The organism is Oxalobacteraceae sp. CFBP 8761 (genome assembly GCA_014841595.1).
Lineage (GTDB): Bacteria > Pseudomonadota > Gammaproteobacteria > Burkholderiales > Burkholderiaceae_D > Telluria.
Genome location: JACYUE010000002.1, coordinates 1,113,012 through 1,133,569 on the forward strand (window position 1 = coordinate 1,113,012; position 20,558 = coordinate 1,133,569).

The following is a 20,558-nucleotide window of genomic DNA, read 5'->3' on the forward strand; positions in this document are numbered from 1 at the left end:
ATCATGGAAACGCTGAACTATCGTTTCGAAGGCGGGCAGCGCCCATTGAGCGGCATGCCGCAACTGGTGGGCGTGGTCGGCTCGGGCAATCTCGAGATATTGATCGAACCGGCGCACCTGAAGGGCGCGTGCGAGATCGAAGTACGCACGGTGGCCGTCGGTTTCGGCGCCACCTGGCAGGCCGTCATGGCCGATTTTCACGCGCGCTGGAGTTTGGCCGATGCACGCGTGAGCGTCAACGACATGGGCGCCACGCCGGCGGTCGTCAGCCTGCGCCTGGATCAGGCGGTCGAGTCGATCGCCGCTCTTCCCGGAGGCGCGCCATGAGCAGCTACCAGGAACTCACGGCGCGCCAGCGCATTCCGGCCATGTTCGATGCCGGCAGTTTCGAAGAATTCCTGCCGCCATCCATGCGCATCGTCAGTCCGCACCTGGCGCAGCTCGATGCGGCGGTGTCGTTCGACGATGGCGTGGTGGTCGGGCGCGGCAAGCTCGGTGGCCAGGTGGTGTTCGGCGCGGCGCAGGAAGGCGGCTTCATGGGCGGCGCGGTGGGCGAAGTCCACGGCGCCAAGCTGGTGGGCATGCTGCAGCGCGCGATCGACGAGCGGGCGCATGCCGTGGTGCTGCTGCTCGAATCGGGCGGCGTGCGACTGCATGAAGCCAATGCGGGCCTGATCGCCGTGTCGGAAGTCATGCGCGCGATGCTCGACGTGCGCGCAGCCGGCATCCCCGTGATCGCGGTGGTCGGTGGCGCCAATGGCTGCTTCGGCGGCATGGGCATCGCGGCGCGCTGCGCCAATACCGTCATCATGTCCGAAGAAGGGCGCCTGGCGATGTCGGGCCCCGAAGTCATCGAGACCGCCAACGGCGTGGAAGAATTCGATTCGCGCGACCGCGCGCTGGTCTGGCGTACGACGGGCGGCAAGCACCGCTACCTGCTGGGCGACTGCCAGGTGCTGGTGGAAGACGACACCGAGGCGCTGCGCGCTGCGGCGCTCGGAGCCATCGCGGACATCCCGGCGGGTGGCGCACCGTTGACGCTCGACGGCCTGCTGGCCGAGCAGGCGATGCTCGAACGGCGCCTGCAAGACACGCAGGGCCTCACCGAACCGATGGATATCTGGAAGGGACTGGGCATGCCAGAGCCGGCGCGGGTGCCGATGCTGGAACCCGATGCTTTCCTCACACTGGCGGCGCAGCACCGCGCCACGCCCACGCTGGGAGAACGATGATGGATTGGCAGACGGTAGCAGCACAACTTTTCCCCGGCGGGCATACCATCACCGAAGCCGACAATTTTTTAAGTGGCAGCGCGCAGGTCGACGGCAAGCCGGTGGCCGTCATCGGCACCACCGACCACACGCCGATCGGCATCGAGATCGCGCTGGCCCAGGCGCAGGCGATCCTGCGTACGGTGCGCGAGCATCCGGGGCGCCCGATCCTGATCCTCGTTGACACGCAAGGCCAGCGCCTGCGCCATCGCGACGAGATGTTGGGCATCAACAGCTACATGGCCCATCTGGGCAAATGCGTCGACCTGGCGCGGCGCGAAGGTCACACCGTGATCGGCCTCGTGTACGACCAGGCGCTGTCGGGTGGGTTCATTACCAGTGGCCTGATTGCCAGCGCCTGTTACGCGCTGCCCGAGGCAACCATCCGCGTGATGGGTCTGCCGGCGATGGCGCGCATCACGAAGGTGCCCGAGGAACGCCTGACCGAACTGGCCAAGGACAATCCCGTGTTCGCACCAGGTCCGGAAAACTACCTGCGCATGGGTGGCCTGCACGGCATCTGGGATGGCGATCTGGCCGGTGAACTGGTGCGCGCGCTGGCCAATGCCAAGGTCGAGGATGGGCGCATGGCGCTGGGCCTGGCGCGGGGAGGGCGCCTGATGGCGCACCCGGTGGCGCAGGCGGTCAGGGTGGGCAGCGATGTTCGCCCGGCATGACCTGGTCTGGCTGACGAGCCGCGGCTGGCAGCGCGTGCGCTCGGGCGCGCCGCAGGCCGCGCTGTCTGCGCTGGACCGCTGGCGTGACGGCGGCTGGCCGGCCGTCGTGCGGCGCACCGAGGCGGGCATGCTGCCGGGCGAAGTGGCGATCGGTTTCCCGTTGCCGCCACGGCCTGAAGACGGCGGCAAACTCAAATTCGGCTGCGCGGTGGAGATGTCCGATATCGGCCGGCGCACGCGCGCCTTGCCGCTCGTTGGCGCGCTCGACGCCGTGCCGGCGCAGTGGCGCGAGGGCCTGGAAGTGCTCGAACGCCAGGCGGCCGATGCCGGCGTGAGCCTCTCGGTGTATGGCTCGGTGGCGCTGGCCGCGCTCACGGGCCAGTATTATCTGACGCCGCTGTCCGATATCGACGTGCTGCTGCAGCCGCAGACGCGGCGCCAGCTGATGATCGGGCTCGATCTGCTGTCGTGGCATGCGGGCATCCTGCCGCTCGATGGCGAAGTGGTGTTTCCCGATGGCCGCGCGGTCGCGTGGAAGGAATTGCGCGCGGCGTTTGCCGGTGCGCCGGGCACGCGCGTGCTGACGAAAGGGCTGGACCGCATTGCGCTGGTGCTGCCCGAAGCATTGATGGCCACGCTGGAGGAAGAACATGGATGATCTGAACCGCGTGCAGACAGTGCGTGCGCTTGGTTGGCCTGAGCCGAGCGACGCCGGCGCGCGCGCCTTTTGCCAGCGCACCGCGCGCGTGGCGGTGCGCAGCCTGTATGCGGAACTGGTGCTGTACCCAAAGCCGGGCCTGGTCTCGAAGATCGACAACGGCAGCCATACCGACATGACGGCCGCCACTTTTGTGCGCAGCCTGTTTGCACTGCGGCGCTACTTTGGCGATATCACCCGCGCCGGCATGCTGGATGCGCCGTTCCACGTCTTGAAGCAGCTGGGGATCGATGCCGAAGCACGGATGCTGCGCGCGACCGGCGGCATCAACACGCACCGTGGCGCGATCTTTTGCCTGGGCATGCTGTGCGCAGCCATCGGCCGCTGCCAGGCGCGTGGTGAAGCCTTGACCCAGGCGCGCATCGGCGAGCTGCTGCGCGCCTGCTGGGGCCAGGCGCTGGGTGTGCACAGCGTCATCAACGGCGAGCCGGTTTCGCACGGCGCCCGCGCCGTGCTGCGCTACGCAGCCAGCGGTGCGCGTGAAGAAGGCGCGCTTGGTTTTCCGTCGGTGTTCGACGTCGGCCTGCCGGCGCTGCGCCGTGCATTGGCAGCGGGGCGCGGCATGCGTGAAGCCCGCATCGACGCACTGTTCGCGCTGATGGCGCATATCAGCGACACCAATGTCTACCATCGCGGCGGCGTCGAAGGCGCCTTGACGGTGCGGCGCCAGGCGCGCGCCTTCATCGCGCGCGGTGCTACGGCTGCGCCGGACTGGGAAGCGCGTGCGCTGGCCAGCCACCGCACCTTCGTGGCAGCGCGCCTGTCGCCGGGCGGCGCGGCCGATCTGCTGGGCGCCGTGTGCCTCGTGCACGCGGTAACGACGCGCTGATGGCGGGGCGCCTGGCCATCCTGTGCCCGGGGCAGGGCGCGCAGCATCCGGCGATGTTCGACATGGCGCGCCTTGACCCCGCCGCCAGCCGGCTGCTCGAGGAATGGAGCGCCGATCCCGCACTGGGTGCGACGCTGCACGCCGGCCTTGGTGAAGAGCGCTTCACGAATCGCATCGCGCAACCGGCCATCGTCGCTGCCACGCTGGCCATGTGGCGCGCGTTGCAGGCCACGATCGCGACGCCGGCGCTGGTGGCCGGCTACAGCATCGGTGAGTTGTCGGCCTATGGCGTCGCCGGAGCGCTGGCACCGGAGGACGTGGTCAAGCTGGCCATCGAGCGGGCGCGCCTGATGGACGCTTGCGTGGTCGATGGCGCGGCGCAGGGCATGGTGGCGCTGTCCGGCATGCCGTCCGGGACGGTTGATGCGTTGCTGGCGGCCGCGGGGTTTTATCCGGCCATCGTGACTGGCGACGATGCGCTGGTGGCAGGCGGTCCGGCCGCGCAGCGTGACGCGTTGGCCAGCGCCGCGATTGCCGCCGGTGGCCACGCTACCGTGCTGCCGGTCGCGGTCGCATCGCATACGCCGTTGCTGGCAGGCGCAGTCGCACCGTTCGCTGCCTTGCTGGCTGATGCGCACTGGCGCGCGCCCGCGTTCCCGGTCCTGTCCGGCATCTCGGCGGAACCGGTATTCGACGCGCGCAAGGCGCTGGCAGAACTGCCGCGTCAGATTGCCGAGCCGATCCGCTGGCGCGAATGCATGGATGCGATCACTGAGGCCGGCGTCACCGTGGCGCTCGAATTGGGGCCGGGCGCCGCGCTGTCGAAAATGTTGCAGTCACGCAACCCGAACATCGCCTGCCGTTCAGTCACCGAATTCCGCACGCTTGACGGGATAGGCGCCTGGCTGCAGAGACAGCTCGACTGACATTCATAAAGCTGATGTCTGATATTGCAACTCAGAATTGGAAAAAACGCTGAGTCGCCTATATAACAGTGGTACACCAACTGAAATCATAGGCGTTGCCCATCTGGGCGATGCAATCGAAGGAGCTCTACGTGAAAAAGATTGTCCACGCACTGGTCGCCGCTGCCGGCAGCCGCGCCAAATATGCCCTGCGCAAGCGGGCAGAAGCCATCAAGCCAGCGAAGGTCGACTATCGCCTGAACGCCGGCGGCTGGAACTGAGAAGTACACACCGCCACCGCGTGGCGGTAGCAAAAGAAGGCTGGCGCCATTTGGCGAACCAGCCTTTTTTTTCGCGGAGGCCGCCCGCCGTCGTGTGTCAGGCCAGCTCGAACGTCGTGCTCATCGTCCCGACCAGTGCCACCATTTCGCTGGATTCCGCCAGCGCCAGCAGCAGGTCGCCCCGATCGACATACCCTTGCGCGAGCAGCCCGGTCCAATCCGCCAGTTCGGTCGCTGTGGCGTCGCGCTCGAGCGCCGTTCGGTACAGCTGCGCGATGAACGCCGGATCATCCAGCCGGTCGGTCGACTCGGCGGCATCGACAAAGCTGTCGGCGATATCAGCCAGCGTCATGCCTTCTTCCGAGCGGTCGATCCAGTAATTCAGGCCCGCCAGATCCGGTTTGCGGTCATACAGCGCGTCGTACATGCGGATGAGTACGGCAATGTCGGTGGCGCCAAACGCGATCTCGGTCGACGCAACATGCGTCAATTTTTCGTCCGAATCGACGAGCGCCAGCGCCAGGCCGGCGCGGCTGATATCGCCGCTGGCCAGGGTCGCCGTCCAGTAGGCCAGGCCATCGGCGTCGGTCGCGCGGCCCAGGATCTGATCGTACAGCCAGGTGACGTAAGCGCCATTTGCCTGCGGGACGTCGCCGGCCAGCTCGGACGACGCCAGGATCGATTGCGTCACATCCTCGAGCGAGGCGGCGCCGGCCAGCGTGCGCATCCAGTAATCGAGGCTGCCGGCATCGGGCGCGCGTTCCAGCAGCGTCTCGTACAACCGCGTGACGCTGCCGCGCACCGTGGTGTCAGCAACAGCTTCACCTAGAAGGAAGGCTTCGATGTTGTTTGCCTGATAGCTTATGTTCCGAAGATTGCCGGGGGTCAGGCTTAATACGGCATGACCGTCCATCGTGTCGTAAGCATAAAACGAATAATCGGCCCGGCTGTCACGTTTGAGCTGCAGCGTGTCATAGCCCTCGCCACCGTCGATCTGATAGAACGAGGCGTGTCCGATCGTGTCCTGGATGCTCTCGCCGATGATGATCCGGTCATTGCCGCCGCCGGTGCTGACCCGGTCCTGGCCACCGTCGAGAATAATGGTCTGGCTGGCGCCGTCGGCGATGATGTTGGCTCTGCCGATCACCTGATTGAAGGTGCCGCCCCCGGTGATGAGCGTGAGGTTGAAGCCCGAGAGGGCGATTTGCGGCGCGTCACCGAGGCCATTGGTGTCGATGAGCACCGCCGTATAAAATTGTCCGTCGCTGTTCGATACCTGCATGACCGAGCGTGTTGAGTTTTCGGCTGCCATTGTCGGCGTAACCGTCGACAGCAGAAATCCGCCCGAATCGGGCATGCCTTCCCACTGCGCGGCGATGACATCGGTCATCGTCGCCCGGCTGGCCGCCGGTACATGCGCGTCGATCTGCGGCTGCAACAGCGCCGGTCCGTTCTTGAGCGGCTGCTGGTACGTCAGTGCCGTCATCCGCATGCCGTACCCGGTTGGCAGACTGACCGTCAAAGCAGGCTCGCCGTCCTCAGTCGTTGTGACCGGAATATCGGCCAGCGCGTTGCCGTTCGCGTCCTGGCGCGTGGCCGTGATCATCGGCACGACCACGGTACGCGTGGGGTTGCCGAAGCTGTCGGCGCCGGCGGTGACGTTGACGTCGACGCCATCGATCACGATGGTGGATGAAGGGGTTGCCATACGCGGTCCTCGCAAGTGAACATTGATCAGGCACCAACTATAGGCGGTTTGCCCCGCGCACGGCTTTATTCAGGCCAGAATACCCGACACGCATATGCAGTCCCGGACAAGCTAGCCGGCGCGCTGCCGGAACGGACTGCGCTCGTTCAACTCGTCGAGATAATCGTCGATACCGCCCGCCTCACGTTGCAGGAAATTTTCCACGGCATTGGCAAACGACGGATGCGCCAGCCAGTGCGCCGACCAGGTCTTGGTTGGCAGGAAGCCGCGCGCCATCTTGTGTTCGCCCTGCGCGCCGCCCTCGAACGTGGCGATGCCCTGTTCGATGCAGAATTCCAGTGGCTGGTAATACGCAGCCTCGAAATGCAGGCACGGCACGTGTTCGAGCGCGCCCCAGTAGCGGCCGTACAGCGTGTCGGCATTGTGGATGACGAGCGATGCGGCGACCGCGCGGCCTTCCAGTTCGGCAATCACCAGGAGGATATTGTCCGGCATCGTCGCACCGATGCGCAGGAAAAAGTCCAGGTTCAGGTAGGGCGTCGAGTGGTGGTCTTTGTACGTGTTGCGGTAGCAGCGGTTGAACAGCACCCAGTCCTCGCGCGTGGCATCCGCCCCGCGCACGCGCCGCATCGTGACGCCGGCATCGACCACCTTGCGCCGCTCGGCGCGGATGTTCTTGCGCTTTTTTGGCTCGAGCGTGGCCAGAAACTCGTCGAAGCTCGCATAGCCCCGGTTCAGCCAGTGAAACTGCACGCCGCTGCGCAGCAGGAAGCCGGCCTCGCGCAGCGCCTGCGCTTCGTCCTCGGGCGGGAACAGGATGTGGGTCGACGAGACTTCGGTGGCCGACTGCGTGGCCGTCAGCACGTCGATCAGCGCGGCGCGCGCAGCGGCGTCGACCGCCAGCAGGCGGGAGCCGGCCACCGGCGTGAACGGGATCGCCGACAGCAGCTTCGGGTAATAGTCGAGGCCATTGCGCGCGTAGGCATCGGCCCAGGCCCAGTCGAACACGTACTCGCCATACGAGTGGCCCTTGACGTACAGGGGCAGGGCGGCCGCCAGCACGTCGGCGGCGTCGTACAGCAGCAGGAACTGCGGCTGCCAGCCGCTTTCGGGCGCCGCGCTGCCCGACGCGTGCAGCGCGTGCAGGAACGCGTACGAGAGAAACGGCGTTGGCGCCGCCTGGGCCTGGACCAGCGCATCCCATGGCGCCTGCCCGACTTCGGACAGGCTCGAGACGATATGCGTGCGATAATCTGTCATTGCTTTCAACATTGCTTCCAATCCTACGAAGTAAGTGGCGACGGGCAGCGATTCGCCGCGTCGGCACTGCGAGAGACCCATTCATGAACAGCCGATTCTTCAATCTCTATTCGCACCATTTTGCACGCGTTGCCGTCGCCATCCCGCGCATCCGTGTGGCCGACCCGGCCTACAACGTCGAACAGACGATCAAGCTGGCGCAGCAGGCGGCAAGCGAAGGCGCGGCGCTCGTCGCGTTTCCCGAGCTGGGCCTGTCTGCCTATACCTGCGACGACCTGTTCCACCAGCGCGCGCTGCTCGACGCCTGCCTGGGCGGCCTGCACACCATCCTCGATGCCTCGCGCAGCCTGCCGCTGGCCATCGTCATCGGCATGCCGCTGCGGGTGAACCACATGCTGTTCAACTGCGCCGTCGCCATCGCCAACGGGCGCGTGCTGGGCGTGGTGCCGAAAAGTTATTTGCCTAATTATGGCGAGTTTTACGAATCCCGGCAGTTCACGCCCGCCGATTGCGCGCCGGTCGACGTGATCGACCTGTTTGGCCAGACCGTGCCGTTCGGCGTGAACCTGCTGTTCGAGGTCGCCAACCTGCCGCTGCTGCGCTTTCACCTCGAAATCTGCGAAGACGTCTGGGTGCCGGTGCCGCCGTCGTCGTTCGCGGCACTGGCCGGCGCCACGGTGCTGGTCAACCTGTCGGCATCGAACGTTGTCGTCGGCAAGAGCGGCTACCGCCACCAGCTGGTTGGCCAGCAATCGGCGCGCTGCATGGCCGCTTACCTGTACACGTCGGCCGGGCGGGGCGAGTCGACCACCGACATGGCGTGGGATGGCCAGTCGCTGATCTACGAAAAGGGCGAACTGCTGGCCGAATCCGAACGTTTTTCCGACGAATCGCACATCATCTTCGCCGACGTCGACCTCGAGCGCCTGTCGACCGAGCGCATGAAGGCCACCACCTTCGCACAGTCGGCCCGGCGCCATGCGGCTGAAGTCGCGGCGTTTCGCATCGTGCGCTTCGACCTCGCGCTGCCCTTGGAGCACACGATGCCGCTGGCGCGTGGCATCGAGCGCTTCCCGTACGTGCCGGCCGACCGCGCCCGGCGCGACGAGCGCTGCACCGAGGTCTACAACATCCAGGTGCAGGCCCTGATCCAGCGCCTGGCCTCGAGCGGCATCCAGAAGGTCGTCATTGGCGTCTCTGGTGGCCTGGACTCGACCCATGCGCTGCTCGTCTGCGCAAAAGTCATGGACCGCCTGAAGCTGCCGCGCACGAACATCCTGGCCTACACGATGCCGGGCTTTGCCACCAGCGAGCGCACGCTCAGGCAGGCGCGCGACCTGATGGCCGCCGTGGGCTGCAGCGCGCAAGAGATCGACATCCGCCCGAGCTGCATCCAGATGCTCAAAGACCTTGGGCACCCGTACAGCGAAGGCACGCCTGACTACGACATCACGTTCGAGAACGTGCAGGCGGGCGAGCGCACCAACCACCTGTTCCGGCTGGCGAACTTCCACAACGGGATCGTGATCGGCACGGGCGATTTGTCCGAGCTGGCGCTGGGCTGGTGCACCTACGGCGTGGGCGACCATATGTCGCACTACAACGTCAACGCCAGCGTGCCCAAGACGCTGATCTCGTACCTGGTGCGCTGGGTGGCCGAGACGGGGACCGTGGTGGCCGAGGGCCGGTCGCAGGTGCTGATCGACATTCTCGATACCGAGATCAGCCCCGAGCTGGTGCCCGGCGGTGCAGTCAGTCACGGCACCGATGCAAAGCCCGCACAAAGCACGCAGGAGCGTATCGGCCCGTACGAGTTGCAAGACTTCAACCTGTTCTACACGCTGCGCTATGGCTTCAAGCCGAGCAAGGTCGCGTTCATGGCGTATTCCGCGTGGCACGACAGCGCCGCGGGGCGCTGGCCGGACGAGACCGGCACGCGCAACCAATACGACCTGGACGCCATCAAGCGCAACCTGTCGATCTTTTTGTTCCGCTTCTTCAAGACCAGCCAGTTCAAACGCTCGTGCGTACCGAACGGACCGAAGGTCGGTAATGGCGGCTCCCTCTCGCCACGCGGCGACTGGCGCGCACCGTCCGATTCCGAGGCCACCGTCTGGCTCGACGACCTGGCGAATATCCCCGACTCATCGAAAGGACTACCACCATGAAACAGATTACCTGCGTGATCAAACCGTTCAAGCTCGACGAAGTGCGTGAAGCGCTGGCCGAGGTCAATGTTACCGGCCTGACCGTGACTGAAGTGAAGGGCTTTGGCCGTCAGAAAGGGCATACCGAGCTGTATCGCGGCGCCGAATACGTCGTGGATTTCCTGCCGAAAGTGAAGATCGAAGTGGTGGTGGACGATCCGATGGCCGATAGCGTCGTCGACGCCATCATCAAGGCAGCACGCACCGGCAAGATCGGTGACGGCAAGATCTTTGTGCAGAACATCGAGCAGGTCATCCGGATCCGTACCGGCGAAACCGGCCCGGACGCCGTCTAAGCAAGCATATCTGACCCCGCCGGGGCGGTGCGTCGTTACCGCCCCATCCGCATATCGAACTTCCACGTCAGCAGCCGCAGGCCGCTGATGAACAGGCAGCTCGACCACAGCGCAAAATCGTGCGGCACGCCGTACTTGCCCATGAGCAGGAACAGCCAGTTGCCGATGAAGGCGCAGATCGCATACGGTTTGCCGTCCCGAAACACCATCGGCACTTCGTTACAGACGATATCGCGCAGCACACCCCCGAAAATCCCGGTAATGACGCCCATCATCGAGGCGATGAAGATCGGCATGTCCGCCGCCAGCGCGGCCGATACGCCCGCGATCGAGAACAGGCCCAGGCCCACGGCATCGGCAATCACGATCAGGCGTTCCGACACGATCTGACGCAGCGTGCGGATGAGGGGAGAGGCAACCAGCGCCAGCACGAAGATCGCGATCGCATATTCCTGGTGCGTTACCCAGAACAGCGGGCGCTTGTCGAGCAGGATGTCGCGCAGCGTGCCGCCGCCGAATGCGGTAATGAACGCCACAGTGAATACCCCGACCAGGTCCATGCGCTTGCGCCGTGCCTCGATGAAGCCGGAAAATGCGCCGACCAGGATCGCCATGATTTCGATGAACTTGATGAGCGTCATGCAGCAGAGGTCAGGGAATGGTGTTGTGAGATTACCACGGGCTCAGCGCTTGCATAAGAGAATTATGCGCACCCTGCGCCATGGGCGTCGCCCGGCCTGGGAGAGGGAAGAAAACCGGAAGGTCATTGCGGCCGGGCGTGCTTACAGTGGTGAGGTCCGCGCGGCGCGAGCGCTGGACAATCCCTGCAAGCCAACCCAGATGAAGGAGTAGATGATGGCGAATACGTTCGAGTCTGTGAGAGTGGTCACCTTGACCGCCGGCAACTGCGGCATGCCCGGCGCCCCGACCCTGAAGATGGTGCTGATGATCGACCAGGCCGATGGCACCGTGCAGGGCAAGGGCGAGATCAGCCAGGCCCTGGCGCCCCCGTACGGCGAACTGGCGGTGTCGAACATCACCGGCCAGGTGCGCGCAATGGGGTTCGGCCCGGCGACGATGTCACTGGCGCTCAAGGGCACCATCATCACGACGCTCAAACCGCCCGCGATCGGCACGGTCGAGATTCCGTTCAGCGCGTTCTTCGTGACCGACAACGACTGGGTGGGCCGGGGCTACTTCAACTACCCGCCCAACGACGTGACCGATGTGCCGATCGCCCCGGGGCTTACCGCGCCAGCAGTGGCAGCCGCAGCGTAAAGATCACCCGCCCATCCGCATACCGGTAGGCCAGTTCACCCTGGTGCTCGCGCACGATCTGCTGCGCGATGTACAGGCCCAGGCCCATGCCGGTGCGGTTGCGCGGGTTGTTCATCGACGCGCGCTTGAACGGATTGAACAGCGTGGCCACGGTTTCGGGCGCGATTGCCTGGCCGGCGTTGGCGACCTCGACCGATGCATCACGCTCGTTGGCGCGCAGGCACACGGTCACTGGCGTGCCGGGCTCGCCGTGGTGGCGCGCATTGCTCATCAGATTGGATAACACCTGGCCCAGCCGGCCACTGTCGGCCTTGACGGTGGCCTCGTCGTCGCAGATCAGGTCGAGCGGGATCGACGGATACGCCATGCGCGCCTCGTCCATCAGGTCGATCAGCAATTCCTTCAGATCGACCGGCACCAGCGAGACGCCCAGGCCCATGCCGCTGTCGATGCGGCTCATGTCCAGCACCTGGCTGATCATGCGCTGCATGCGGTTGGTCGACGACTGGATGCGCTTGCCCAGCGTCGGCTGGCCATTGCCGCCACCGTTGCCGGTGCGCTCCAGCACCATGCCGGCCATATTGATCGAGTGCAGCGGATCGCGCAGGTCGTGCCCCAGCATCGCCAGCAGCTGCGCGCGGGTTGCCTCCGTCTGCGAGCGGTGCGAGTTCATGGCGCGTACCAGCTCGGCCAGTGTCAGGCGGGCATTGCCCAGCACGGTGGGTTCCCACGGGTGCGCGCGACCGCGCACCGTTTCATGCCAGGCATCGAATGAGCCGCGTGGCGTCAGGCGTTCGCCCAGCGGGCCGAAGATGGCAATTTTTTCGGGACGGCCGCCCCAGGCCACGGTTTCGATCTGCTCGACGCGCAGCAGCACGCACCAGCCCTGGCCCATCGGATCGAAGGGCAGGGCCAGCATGCCGACCCACTTCCCCAATTGTGCCTGTAGCGCCTCCGGCCATTCGTGCTTGCCTTCGCGCACCAGCAAATCGTGCTGGTTGTCCGGCAGCGACGCAATGACGGCCTTGGCCAGTTCGGGCGCGAATTCGCCATGCACGACGACCTTGCCGTGCTGGGCGACGATCATTGCCTGGGCCCCGGCAGCCGCCATCAGTGACTCGCCATGTTCGCCCAGCGTGTCGATCGGGTCGTCGTCGAGCAGCAGCGATTCGACGATGCTCGTGCGCACGCGGGCCGACTGCTCGGCCAGCGTGGCGTCGGCGCGCGCTTCGATGCTGAGGATGGTCGACGCCATCACCTGTGCCAGCACGTCGGCCGCCAGGCGCACGGCATACGGCACCAGCTTCTTCGACATGTGGTGGCAGGCGATCAGGCCCCACAGGCGGCCGTTGATGACGATGGACACGCTCATCGACGCCATCACGTGCATGTTCTTCAGGTACTCGATGTGCACCGGGGAGACGCTGCGCAGCACCGCGAAACTCATGTCCAGCGGCGGGGCGCCCGGCGCACCGCACAGCGGCACGGCCTGGTAGTCCATGTCGCCGATCATGCGCAGCGTGTTGAGCGTGTACAGCCGGCGCGCCTGGGCCGGGATGTCGCCGGCCGGGTAGCGCTGGCCAATGTACGGGACCAGATCGTCGCGGCGGCTTTCGGCCACCACGTCGCCACTGTCGTCGGCGCGGAAACGGTAGGCCATCACGCGATCGAACCCGGTGAAATCGCGCACCTGGGCCACGGCGACGCTGAGCAGCCCTTCGATGGTTTTCTGGCGGCGCAGGCGGTCGATCGAGCTGTGCGCCTTGACGGCGAACTGCGACACTTCTTCGGTCGAGGCTTCGCGCAGTTCGAATTCGGCGGTGACGCGCCCATGGGCGGCGTGCACGACGCAATCATATTCGGCCGCGCCGATGGACAGGCCGGCCACGATCGGGCCGGCGTCGTCATCGTTCAGGGTGTCGATACAGTCGGAAATGGCGTCGAAGGCAGCCACCGGCAGGGCCAGGTCCCCCAGGGCCAGGCCCAGTTGCGGGACGACACCCAGCATGGCGGGTGCGTTTTCGCTCCAGCCGGCCAGACGTGCATCTTCGGTAAAGAACAGGATTGCGCCGTGGGGCTGGATCGAGCCGGGGATATGGATCGGCTCGTCGGCGCAGGACGACAAATCGACCTGCTGCCCATGCTCCATGATGACCGCTTGCATTGCCTTCAAATCACACCACCCCTAGTCGAATGACCGGCAAAAGACCGGCCGAGAGGAATTCTACAATCAACCGGCAAAAGGCGTGGAAACTGCAAACACGAACATTGCAATTGTTACACAACCATGTTGCATTACCCATACAGACGCGTGTTATTCCAGTAGTGCAGCGCGCAGCAGGGCGATCAGCGCGCCGTGGCCGCCGTCGGACCGGCCGGCCGCGCAAAAGGCAATCACCTCGTTCTTTTGCACCAGCCAGCTGTGCACGATCCCGCGCAGCACGGGTTCGCCACCCGGTGAGCCGTAACCGATGCCGTGGATGATGCGCACGCAGCGCACGCCGCGCCGGTTGGCGCGGTGCAAAAAGTCGGTGAGGGCGTCGCGCGCAGCGTCGCGGTTCAGGCCATGCAGGTCGAGTTCGTCCTGGATCGGCCAGTGGCGTTTGCGCAATTTGCGCACCACATCGGGGCCGACGCCGTCGCGCGAGTAGCTCAGGGCCGGGTCTTCGTCGAGCATGCCTTCGACGTCGAACTGGTCCGACAGCGATTCGCGCAGGACCGCTTCGGTTTCTTCTTCGGCAGAGAGTACGGGGCCGCGCTGGATCGGGCGGTTCGGGGCCACGTACACCGGGCGGTGCACGTAGCGATCGGATTCGGGCAGCTTGCGCACGCCCTGCATCGAGCTGCGAAATTCCACTGCCCGTTCGCGCGCCAGGCGTTCGCGTTGTTCACGCTCGGCCTGTTCGATGGCGCGCACGCGCTCGTTTTCCTTGAGCTGGTCGCGCAAGCCCTTGAGCTCAGCGAAGTCTTTCATGCCTGCCATCGAATGCGGTCCCTGGTGAGGATTTACTGTGGATCGTCTTCCAGCGCTTCGAGGTAGCGCTGTGCGTCGAGCGCGGCCATGCAGCCGGTGCCCGAGCTGGTGATCGCCTGACGATAGATATGATCCTGCACGTCGCCTGCAGCAAACACACCCGGCACGCTGGTGGCGGTGGCCATGCCTTCGAGGCCCGACTTGGTCACCAGATAGCCGCCGCTGTGCATCTCGAGCTGGCCTTCGAAGATGCCCGTGTTCGGCTTGTGACCAATGGCCACGAACAGGCCATGCACGGTCAGGTCCTTGAAGTCACCCGTCTGGGTCGATTTCAGGCGCAGGCCCGTCACGCCGCTGTTGTCGCCCAGGACTTCGTCGAGCGTCTGGTTATATTCCAGCACGATCTTGCCTTCGGAGACCTTGTGCATCAGGCGGTCGACCAGGATCGGCTCGGCGCGGAAGCGGTCGCGGCGGTGGATGAGCGTGACCTTCGAGGCGATGCCGGTCAGGTACAGCGCTTCTTCGACAGCGGTATTGCCGCCGCCGATGACCGCGACTTCCTGGTTACGGTAGAAGAAGCCGTCGCAGGTGGCGCAGGCCGACACGCCCTTGCCCATGAACGCCTGCTCCGATGGCAGGCCCAGGTACTGGGCCGAGGCGCCGGTGGCGATGATCAGGGCGTCGCAGGTGAAGGTGAAGCTGTCGCCCACCAGGCGGATCGGCTTTTCGTTCATGTAGGTCGTGTGGATCTGGTCGAACACGATTTCGGTATTGAAGCGCTCGGCGTGCTGCAGCAGGCGCTGCATCAGCTCCGGACCCTGCACGCCCAGCGGATCGCCCGGCCAGTTCTCGACATCGGTGGTGGTCATCAGCTGGCCGCCTTGCTCGACGCCCGTCACCAGCATCGGCTTGAGGTTGGCGCGCGCGGCGTACACAGCGGCGCTGTAGCCGGCAGGACCGGAACCGAGAATGAGGACTTTGGCGTGTTTAGTTGTAGTCATGGCGGCGCTTCAATGATTGTTAATAGACACACGGCAATTGGGGGCACCTTGAGAAGAATCAAGGCCCACGCGGGCGCCGGTCGGGGTGTGCGAAAGAGGGCAGATTATAGACGATGCGGCGCGCGGGCATGAATCGTGGGGCCAGTGTGACCGTATATCGCTTAGAATGACCGGATCGTCGATTCGTAGTTACCACGCAGTGCCTGCAATGAGCAAGAATAGTCCAGCCGCCACCTCCGGATATACCCGCACCAAGCAAACGGCCCGCGCGCCGCTGCCAGGCCGCCTGTCGCGCCTGCTGTCCGAAGCGCGCTGGATCGCCGGCGCCGTCGCGTTCCTTTATTTCGTCCTGATCCTGCTCAGCTACAGCAAGGGGGATCCCGGCTGGTCGCACGCCAATTCGGTGCCCCGCATCGACAATCTGGGCGGTGCTGCCGGTGCCTGGCTGTCCGACCTGCTGCTGTTCATCTTCGGCTTTTCGGCCTGGTGGTGGAGCGTCATCTTCCTGCGCCAGGTCTGGCGCGGCTGGCGGCGCCTGACCGACAAGCTCGGTACGGCCGCGGCCGCCGAGCCCGTGCACCATGGTGAAATCTACGTCCGCTGGATTGGCTTCGCACTGATGTTCGCCGGCAGCGTCGGCCTGGAATACCTGCGCATGTGGTCGTGGGATGTCGAACTGCCACGTGCCCCTGGTGGCGTGCTGGGGCAACTGATCGGGCACGCAAGCCAGGTCACGTTCGGCGCCACCGGCGCCACCTTGCTGCTGTTGCTGCTGTTCGGCCTGGGCTTCTCGCTGTTCTTCCAGGTCTCGTGGCTGGCCGTGGCCGAGCGCATCGGCGGCGTGTTCGACGACGCGTTCGACTGGTTCCGCCTGCGCATGGAAGACATCGAAGACCGCAAGCAGGGCGAAGTGGCAGCCGTCAAGCGCGACGAGGTCGTCGACCACGGCCGCGCCAGGTTCACCGAAAAGCATTCGAACGAGCCGATTCCGGTCGTTAAGGCCGAGCCGTCGCTCGACATGGCGCCAGCGCCTGTCTCCATGGCGAAGTCGACGGCAGCGTCGGCCTCCGGCGGCGCGTCGACTGGTGCGCCAGGCGCGCAGCCGGTGCTGCAGCCGATCAAGATCGAGCCGCAGATGGTCAGCGTGCCCAAGTCTGAACGCGCCGAAAAAGAACGCCAGACGCCATTGTTCTCCGATCACCGGGGCGATACCGACCTGCCGCCGCTGGCGCTGCTCGATGAAGCGCCTCCGGTGACCGAAACGGTCAGCGTCGAGACGCTCGAATTCACCAGCCGTCTCATCGAAAAGAAACTGTCCGACTTCGGCGTCGACGCCAAGGTCGTGGCCGCCTATCCGGGGCCGGTCGTCACGCGCTACGAGATCGAACCGGCCACCGGCGTGAAGGGCAGCCAGATCGTCAACCTGGCGCGCGACCTGGCGCGTTCGCTGTCGCTGACGTCGATCCGCGTCGTGGAAACGATCCCTGGCAAGAATTACATGGCGCTCGAGCTGCCAAACCCGAAACGCCAGATCGTGCGCCTGTCCGAGATCGTCGGCTCCAAGGTGTATGGCGACAGTGCGTCGAGCCTGACCGTGGCGCTGGGCAAGGACATCGCCGGCAAGCCGGTGGTGGCCGACCTGGCCAAGATGCCGCACCTGCTGGTGGCGGGTACGACGGGTTCCGGCAAGTCGGTCGGCATCAACGCCACCATCCTGTCGCTGCTGTATAAATCCGATCCGGCCGACGTGCGCCTGATCCTGATCGACCCGAAGATGCTGGAAATGTCGGTGTATGAAGGCATTCCGCACCTGCTCGCGCCGGTCGTGACCGACATGCGCCAGGCCGGCCACGCGCTGAACTGGGCCGTCAACGAGATGGAGCGCCGCTACAAGCTGATGAGCAAGCTGGGCGTGCGTAATCTGGCTGGCTATAACAACAAGATCCTCGAGGCGACCAAGCGCGAAGAGCACATCCCGAATCCGTTCTCGATCATGCCGGACAATCCGGAGCCGCTCGAGAAGCTGCCGACCATCGTCATCATCATCGACGAGCTGGCCGACCTGATGATGGTCGTCGGTAAAAAGGTCGAAGAGCTGATCGCCCGTATCGCGCAAAAGGCGCGCGCGGCCGGCATTCACCTGATCCTGGCGACGCAGCGTCCATCGGTCGACGTCATCACGGGCCTGATCAAGGCGAACATCCCGACCCGCATTGCTTTCCAGGTGTCGTCGAAGATCGACTCGCGCACGATTCTCGACCAGATGGGCGCCGAGGCGCTGCTGGGCATGGGCGACATGCTGTACATGCCACCAGGTACCGGCCTGCCGGTGCGCGTGCACGGCGCGTTCGTGTCCGACGAGGAAGTGCATCGAGTTGTAAAACATCTGCAATCGCTTGGCGAGCCGAACTATATTGAAGGCATCCTCGAAGGTGGCACGCTGGAAGAAGGCGGCGCCGCAGACGGGGCTGCGCCAGGCGAGGGCGGCGGCGAGGCCGACGCGCTGTACGATCAGGCGGTGCAGGTGGTGCTCAAGAACCGCCGCGCATCGATCTCGCTGGTCCAGCGTCATCTGCGCATCGGCTACAACCGCGCCGCACGCCTGCTGGAACAGATGGAAAACAGCGGCGTCGTTTCGCCGATGCAGTCGAACGGCAACCGCGACATCCTGGTGCCGGCGGCCAGCGCGGAATAAGCGTAGCGCCGACTGCAAGCTTTCTCCGCTGTAGGGTGGACGCGGCCGGCGAGGCGGCTCCGCCATCCACGCGTTCAACCTGCCCAGGCAGACCAAAAAACAAGAACAGGACCTCCGCATGCAAGCAACCAAATTCACCATCGCCGCACTCCTGGCCACGAGCGCCTTCGCGTTCTCGACCATCGCCAGCGCCGCCGCTCTGGACCAATTCAAATCCTTCGTCGCCAGCACCAAGTCGGCCAAGGGCGAATTCACCCAGCAACAGCTGGGCAAATCGAAAAGCGGCAAGGCCAGCCCTGCATCGAGCGGCAGCTTCGTCTTTGCCCGTCCCGGCAAATTCATCTGGACCTACCAGAAGCCGTACGAGCAAGTCCTGCAAGCCGATGGCGACCAGCTGTATATCTACGACAAGGACCTGAACCAGGTCACCGTGCGCAAACTCGGTAACGCGCTGGGCTCATCCCCGGCCGCAATCCTGTTTGGCAGCAACAAGCTGGAAGAAAACTTCACGCTCAGCGAAGCGGGCGAGCGCGACGGCATGGAGTGGCTCAACGCCGTACCGAAAGCCAAGGACACGTCATTCGAGCAGATCAGCATCGGTCTGAAGGGCGGTGTGCCGCTGGCGATGGAATTGAAAGACACGTTTGGCCAGACCTCGCGCCTGACCTTCACGAACTTCCAGCGCAACCCGGCCCTGGGCGCGCAGCAATTCAAGTTCGAGACGCCCAAGGGCGCCGACGTCGTCAACCAGTAAGCCGTACGGAGAGCGCCGTGGATGACCTGTTCAAGACCGAACCGGCGGCGCCGCTGGCCGAAGCCCTGCGCCCGCGCACCATCGACGAGGTGGTGGGGCAGAGCCATCTGCTGGGCCCCGGCAAGCCGCTGAACCTGGTCTTCAAGTCGGGCAAGCCCCATTCGATGATCCTGTGGGGCCCGCCGGGCGTGGGCAAGACCACGCTGGCGCGCCTGACCGCGTATGCGTTCGACTGCGAATTCATCGCGCTGTCGGCGGTGCTGTCGGGCGTGAAGGATATCCGCGCGTCCATCGACCAGGCCGAGCAGTATCTGGCGCGCGGCAAGCACACGATCCTGTTCATCGACGAAATCCACCGTTTCAACAAATCGCAGCAGGATGCCTTGCTGCCGTTCGTCGAAAGCGGGCTGGTCACGCTGATCGGCGCAACAACCGAGAATCCGTCGTTCGAGGTGAATTCGGCGCTGCTGTCGCGCTCGCAGGTGTACACGCTCAAGGCGTTGACCGATGACGAGCTGCGCCAGTTGCTCGCGCGCGCGAAAGAATCGGTGCTGCAGCATCTCGAATTCGACGAGGTTGCCATCGACACGCTGATCGGCTACGCCGACGGCGACGCGCGCCGCTTCCTGAACCTGCTCGAGCAAACAAAGACGTCCAGCGACACGGCTGGCATCACGCACATCACGGCCGACTTCGTCGAGAATGCGCTGACGCTGAACGTGCGCCGCTTCGACAAGGGCGGCGACAATTTTTATGACCAGATATCGGCGCTGCACAAGTCGGTACGCGGCTCGCACCCGGACGCTGCGCTGTACTGGCTGTGTCGCATGCTCGACGGCGGGGCCGACGCCAAGTATCTGTCGCGCCGCATCGTGCGCATGGCCTGGGAAGACATCGGCATCGCAGATCCGCGTGCAATCCAGCTGGCCAACGATGCTGCCGCCACCTACGAGCGGCTCGGCTCGCCGGAAGGGGAGCTGGCACTGGGTCAGGCAGTGATCTATCTGGCGATTGCCGCCAAGAGCAATGCTGGCTACAACGCCTTCAATGCGGCGATGGCGTTCGTGCGCAAGGACAAGTCGCGCGAAGTACCGGTCCATCTGCGCAATGCGCCGACCAAGCTCATGAAAGAACTGGGCTACGGCCACGATTACCGGTATGCCCACGACGAGCCGCATGCGTATGCGGCGGGCGAGACCTATCTGCCCTACGACATGCCCGAACCAGGCTGGTACCAGCCGGTGCCGCGCGGGATCGAAACCAAGATCGCCGAAAAAATGGCGTGGCTGCGCGGGCTGGACGACGAGGCCCGCCGCTAGCGGCCTTCTGCGGCCTTCACCAGCAGGCCTGACAATTCATCGAAGTACGCCAGCGCTGCCGGCGTGAGGTCAACCTGCTTGCGCCGGGTGTCTTCGGTGTCGGTGAGCGTGAGCCAGCCTTTCTTGCGCATCGCCGTGACCCGCGCATGGATGGTCGCGGGCGCACCGAGGTGTTCCTGCGCCATCAGGTCGCGCACGGAGAGGCGCTGGTGAGCCTGCAATGCACGGGCGACCACGGCCAGCACGCGCTCTTCGCGCGCGTCCAGCGGCCCCAGAGTGGGCAGCGTGCGCAGTGCGTCGACCAGATTCAGGAAGCGCAGGTAAATGTCGGCCGGCCGTGTCGGCGGTTTTTCTTGACTCATCGAGTTCCCATGCCCTGTTCGGG

The 20,558-nt window shown here is 65.1% G+C and carries 19 protein-coding genes; 12 read left to right on the plus strand and 7 right to left on the minus strand.

Features of this window, described 5'->3' with window-relative positions; translation table 11 throughout:
• The first annotated feature begins 3 nt into the window (after positions 1-3).
• Genes IFU00_17280 through IFU00_17305 form a run of 6 tightly spaced genes read left to right on the plus strand, consistent with a single transcriptional unit; the run spans position 4 to position 4,421 of the window.
• On the plus strand, positions 4-327 hold the full coding sequence (locus IFU00_17280; protein MBD8544039.1) for a malonate decarboxylase acyl carrier protein: 324 nt from the start codon (positions 4-6) through the stop codon (positions 325-327).
• Positions 324-1,232 carry a biotin-independent malonate decarboxylase subunit beta gene (locus tag IFU00_17285; protein ID MBD8544040.1) on the plus strand — a complete coding sequence of 303 codons (909 nt, stop codon included), beginning with the start codon at positions 324-326 and terminating at the stop codon, positions 1,230-1,232. Before IFU00_17280 ends, IFU00_17285 begins: the two co-directional genes overlap by 4 nt.
• On the plus strand, positions 1,232-1,948 hold the full coding sequence (gene mdcE / locus IFU00_17290; protein MBD8544041.1) for a biotin-independent malonate decarboxylase subunit gamma: 717 nt from the start codon (positions 1,232-1,234) through the stop codon (positions 1,946-1,948). The genes IFU00_17285 and mdcE overlap by 1 nt, the downstream gene beginning before the upstream one ends.
• Complete coding sequence (mdcG, locus tag IFU00_17295) at positions 1,932-2,606, plus strand: malonate decarboxylase holo-[acyl-carrier-protein] synthase (protein MBD8544042.1); 675 nt, start codon at positions 1,932-1,934, stop codon at positions 2,604-2,606. Before mdcE ends, mdcG begins: the two co-directional genes overlap by 17 nt.
• Positions 2,599-3,495 (plus strand): triphosphoribosyl-dephospho-CoA synthase MdcB, encoded by an 897-nt coding sequence (gene mdcB / locus IFU00_17300; GenBank protein MBD8544043.1) that lies wholly within the window; start codon positions 2,599-2,601, stop codon positions 3,493-3,495. Before mdcG ends, mdcB begins: the two co-directional genes overlap by 8 nt.
• Complete coding sequence (locus IFU00_17305) at positions 3,495-4,421, plus strand: acyltransferase domain-containing protein (GenBank protein MBD8544044.1); 927 nt, start codon at positions 3,495-3,497, stop codon at positions 4,419-4,421. Before mdcB ends, IFU00_17305 begins: the two co-directional genes overlap by 1 nt.
• Before the next feature lie 357 nt (positions 4,422-4,778).
• Here IFU00_17305 and IFU00_17310 read toward each other — a convergent pair whose 3' ends face one another.
• On the minus strand, positions 4,779-6,389 hold the full coding sequence (locus tag IFU00_17310) for a DUF4214 domain-containing protein (protein MBD8544045.1): 1,611 nt from the start codon (positions 6,387-6,389) through the stop codon (positions 4,779-4,781).
• A gap of 111 nt (positions 6,390-6,500) precedes the next feature.
• Positions 6,501-7,661 (minus strand): N-acetyltransferase, encoded by a 1,161-nt coding sequence (locus IFU00_17315; protein ID MBD8544046.1) that lies wholly within the window; start codon positions 7,659-7,661, stop codon positions 6,501-6,503.
• Between the two features lie 71 nt (positions 7,662-7,732).
• Between IFU00_17315 and IFU00_17320 the strand changes: the two genes are divergently transcribed.
• A complete protein-coding gene (locus IFU00_17320) occupies positions 7,733-9,817 on the plus strand; it encodes an NAD(+) synthase (GenBank protein ID MBD8544047.1) in 2,085 nt (694 codons plus the stop codon).
• Positions 9,814-10,152: a P-II family nitrogen regulator gene (locus tag IFU00_17325; protein MBD8544048.1), complete on the plus strand. Its 339-nt coding sequence runs from the start codon at positions 9,814-9,816 to the stop codon at positions 10,150-10,152. Before IFU00_17320 ends, IFU00_17325 begins: the two co-directional genes overlap by 4 nt.
• Before the next feature lie 35 nt (positions 10,153-10,187).
• Here the strand turns inward: IFU00_17325 and IFU00_17330 are convergent, their stop codons facing one another.
• On the minus strand, positions 10,188-10,793 hold the full coding sequence (locus tag IFU00_17330) for a trimeric intracellular cation channel family protein (GenBank protein MBD8544049.1): 606 nt from the start codon (positions 10,791-10,793) through the stop codon (positions 10,188-10,190).
• A gap of 241 nt (positions 10,794-11,034) precedes the next feature.
• Here IFU00_17330 and IFU00_17335 point away from each other — a divergent pair, with 241 nt between their 5' ends.
• The gene (locus tag IFU00_17335) at positions 11,035-11,430 is read left to right on the plus strand and encodes a DUF1842 domain-containing protein (GenBank protein MBD8544050.1); all 396 of its coding nucleotides are present in this window, start codon (positions 11,035-11,037) and stop codon (positions 11,428-11,430) included.
• Here IFU00_17335 and IFU00_17340 read toward each other — a convergent pair.
• The 3 genes from IFU00_17340 to trxB form a co-directional block, all read right to left on the minus strand.
• Positions 11,399-13,579 carry a GAF domain-containing protein gene (locus IFU00_17340; protein ID MBD8544051.1) on the minus strand — a complete coding sequence of 727 codons (2,181 nt, stop codon included), beginning with the start codon at positions 13,577-13,579 and terminating at the stop codon, positions 11,399-11,401. The two genes, IFU00_17335 and IFU00_17340, sit on opposite strands and share 32 nt — an antisense overlap.
• Positions 13,580-13,744: 165 nt before the next feature.
• Positions 13,745-14,413 carry a Smr/MutS family protein gene (locus IFU00_17345; GenBank protein MBD8544052.1) on the minus strand — a complete coding sequence of 223 codons (669 nt, stop codon included), beginning with the start codon at positions 14,411-14,413 and terminating at the stop codon, positions 13,745-13,747.
• Between the two features lie 23 nt (positions 14,414-14,436).
• On the minus strand, positions 14,437-15,405 hold the full coding sequence (gene trxB, locus IFU00_17350) for a thioredoxin-disulfide reductase (protein ID MBD8544053.1): 969 nt from the start codon (positions 15,403-15,405) through the stop codon (positions 14,437-14,439).
• Positions 15,406-15,613: 208 nt separating this feature from the next.
• Between trxB and IFU00_17355 the strand changes: the two genes are divergently transcribed.
• The 3 genes from IFU00_17355 to IFU00_17365 all read left to right on the plus strand — a co-directional run bounded on the left by IFU00_17355 (position 15,614) and on the right by IFU00_17365 (position 20,173).
• Positions 15,614-18,100: a DNA translocase FtsK 4TM domain-containing protein gene (locus IFU00_17355; protein ID MBD8544054.1), complete on the plus strand. Its 2,487-nt coding sequence runs from the start codon at positions 15,614-15,616 to the stop codon at positions 18,098-18,100.
• 118 nt (positions 18,101-18,218) lie between these two features.
• Positions 18,219-18,854 (plus strand): outer membrane lipoprotein chaperone LolA, encoded by a 636-nt coding sequence (lolA, locus tag IFU00_17360; GenBank protein ID MBD8544055.1) that lies wholly within the window; start codon positions 18,219-18,221, stop codon positions 18,852-18,854.
• A 17-nt stretch (positions 18,855-18,871) separates the two neighbouring features.
• A complete protein-coding gene (locus IFU00_17365; protein ID MBD8544056.1) occupies positions 18,872-20,173 on the plus strand; it encodes a replication-associated recombination protein A in 1,302 nt (433 codons plus the stop codon).
• On the opposite strand, the gene IFU00_17370 is transcribed toward IFU00_17365, so the two are convergent.
• The gene (locus tag IFU00_17370) at positions 20,170-20,535 is read right to left on the minus strand and encodes a winged helix-turn-helix domain-containing protein (GenBank protein MBD8544057.1); all 366 of its coding nucleotides are present in this window, start codon (positions 20,533-20,535) and stop codon (positions 20,170-20,172) included. The genes IFU00_17365 and IFU00_17370 overlap by 4 nt on opposite strands.
• Between the last annotated feature and the right edge of the window lie 23 nt (positions 20,536-20,558).

Bases quoted from the DNA above. Each gene is read 5' to 3' on its own strand.
- IFU00_17280 (MBD8544039.1), top strand. From the start codon at position 4: ATGGAAACGCTGAACTATCGTTTCGAAGGCGGGCAGCGCCCATTGAGC.
- IFU00_17285 (MBD8544040.1), top strand. From the start codon at position 324: ATGAGCAGCTACCAGGAACTCACGGCGCGCCAGCGCATTCCGGCCATG.
- mdcE (MBD8544041.1), top strand. From the start codon at position 1,232: ATGGATTGGCAGACGGTAGCAGCACAACTTTTCCCCGGCGGGCATACC.
- mdcG (MBD8544042.1), top strand. From the start codon at position 1,932: ATGTTCGCCCGGCATGACCTGGTCTGGCTGACGAGCCGCGGCTGGCAG.
- mdcB (MBD8544043.1), top strand. From the start codon at position 2,599: ATGGATGATCTGAACCGCGTGCAGACAGTGCGTGCGCTTGGTTGGCCT.
- IFU00_17305 (MBD8544044.1), top strand. From the start codon at position 3,495: ATGGCGGGGCGCCTGGCCATCCTGTGCCCGGGGCAGGGCGCGCAGCAT.
- IFU00_17310 (MBD8544045.1), bottom strand. From the start codon at position 6,389: ATGGCAACCCCTTCATCCACCATCGTGATCGATGGCGTCGACGTCAAC.
- IFU00_17315 (MBD8544046.1), bottom strand. From the start codon at position 7,661: ATGTTGAAAGCAATGACAGATTATCGCACGCATATCGTCTCGAGCCTG.
- IFU00_17320 (MBD8544047.1), top strand. From the start codon at position 7,733: ATGAACAGCCGATTCTTCAATCTCTATTCGCACCATTTTGCACGCGTT.
- IFU00_17325 (MBD8544048.1), top strand. From the start codon at position 9,814: ATGAAACAGATTACCTGCGTGATCAAACCGTTCAAGCTCGACGAAGTG.
- IFU00_17330 (MBD8544049.1), bottom strand. From the start codon at position 10,793: ATGACGCTCATCAAGTTCATCGAAATCATGGCGATCCTGGTCGGCGCA.
- IFU00_17340 (MBD8544051.1), bottom strand. From the start codon at position 13,579: ATGGAGCATGGGCAGCAGGTCGATTTGTCGTCCTGCGCCGACGAGCCG.
- IFU00_17345 (MBD8544052.1), bottom strand. From the start codon at position 14,413: ATGGCAGGCATGAAAGACTTCGCTGAGCTCAAGGGCTTGCGCGACCAG.
- trxB (MBD8544053.1), bottom strand. From the start codon at position 15,405: ATGACTACAACTAAACACGCCAAAGTCCTCATTCTCGGTTCCGGTCCT.
- IFU00_17355 (MBD8544054.1), top strand. From the start codon at position 15,614: ATGAGCAAGAATAGTCCAGCCGCCACCTCCGGATATACCCGCACCAAG.
- lolA (MBD8544055.1), top strand. From the start codon at position 18,219: ATGCAAGCAACCAAATTCACCATCGCCGCACTCCTGGCCACGAGCGCC.
- IFU00_17370 (MBD8544057.1), bottom strand. From the start codon at position 20,535: ATGAGTCAAGAAAAACCGCCGACACGGCCGGCCGACATTTACCTGCGC.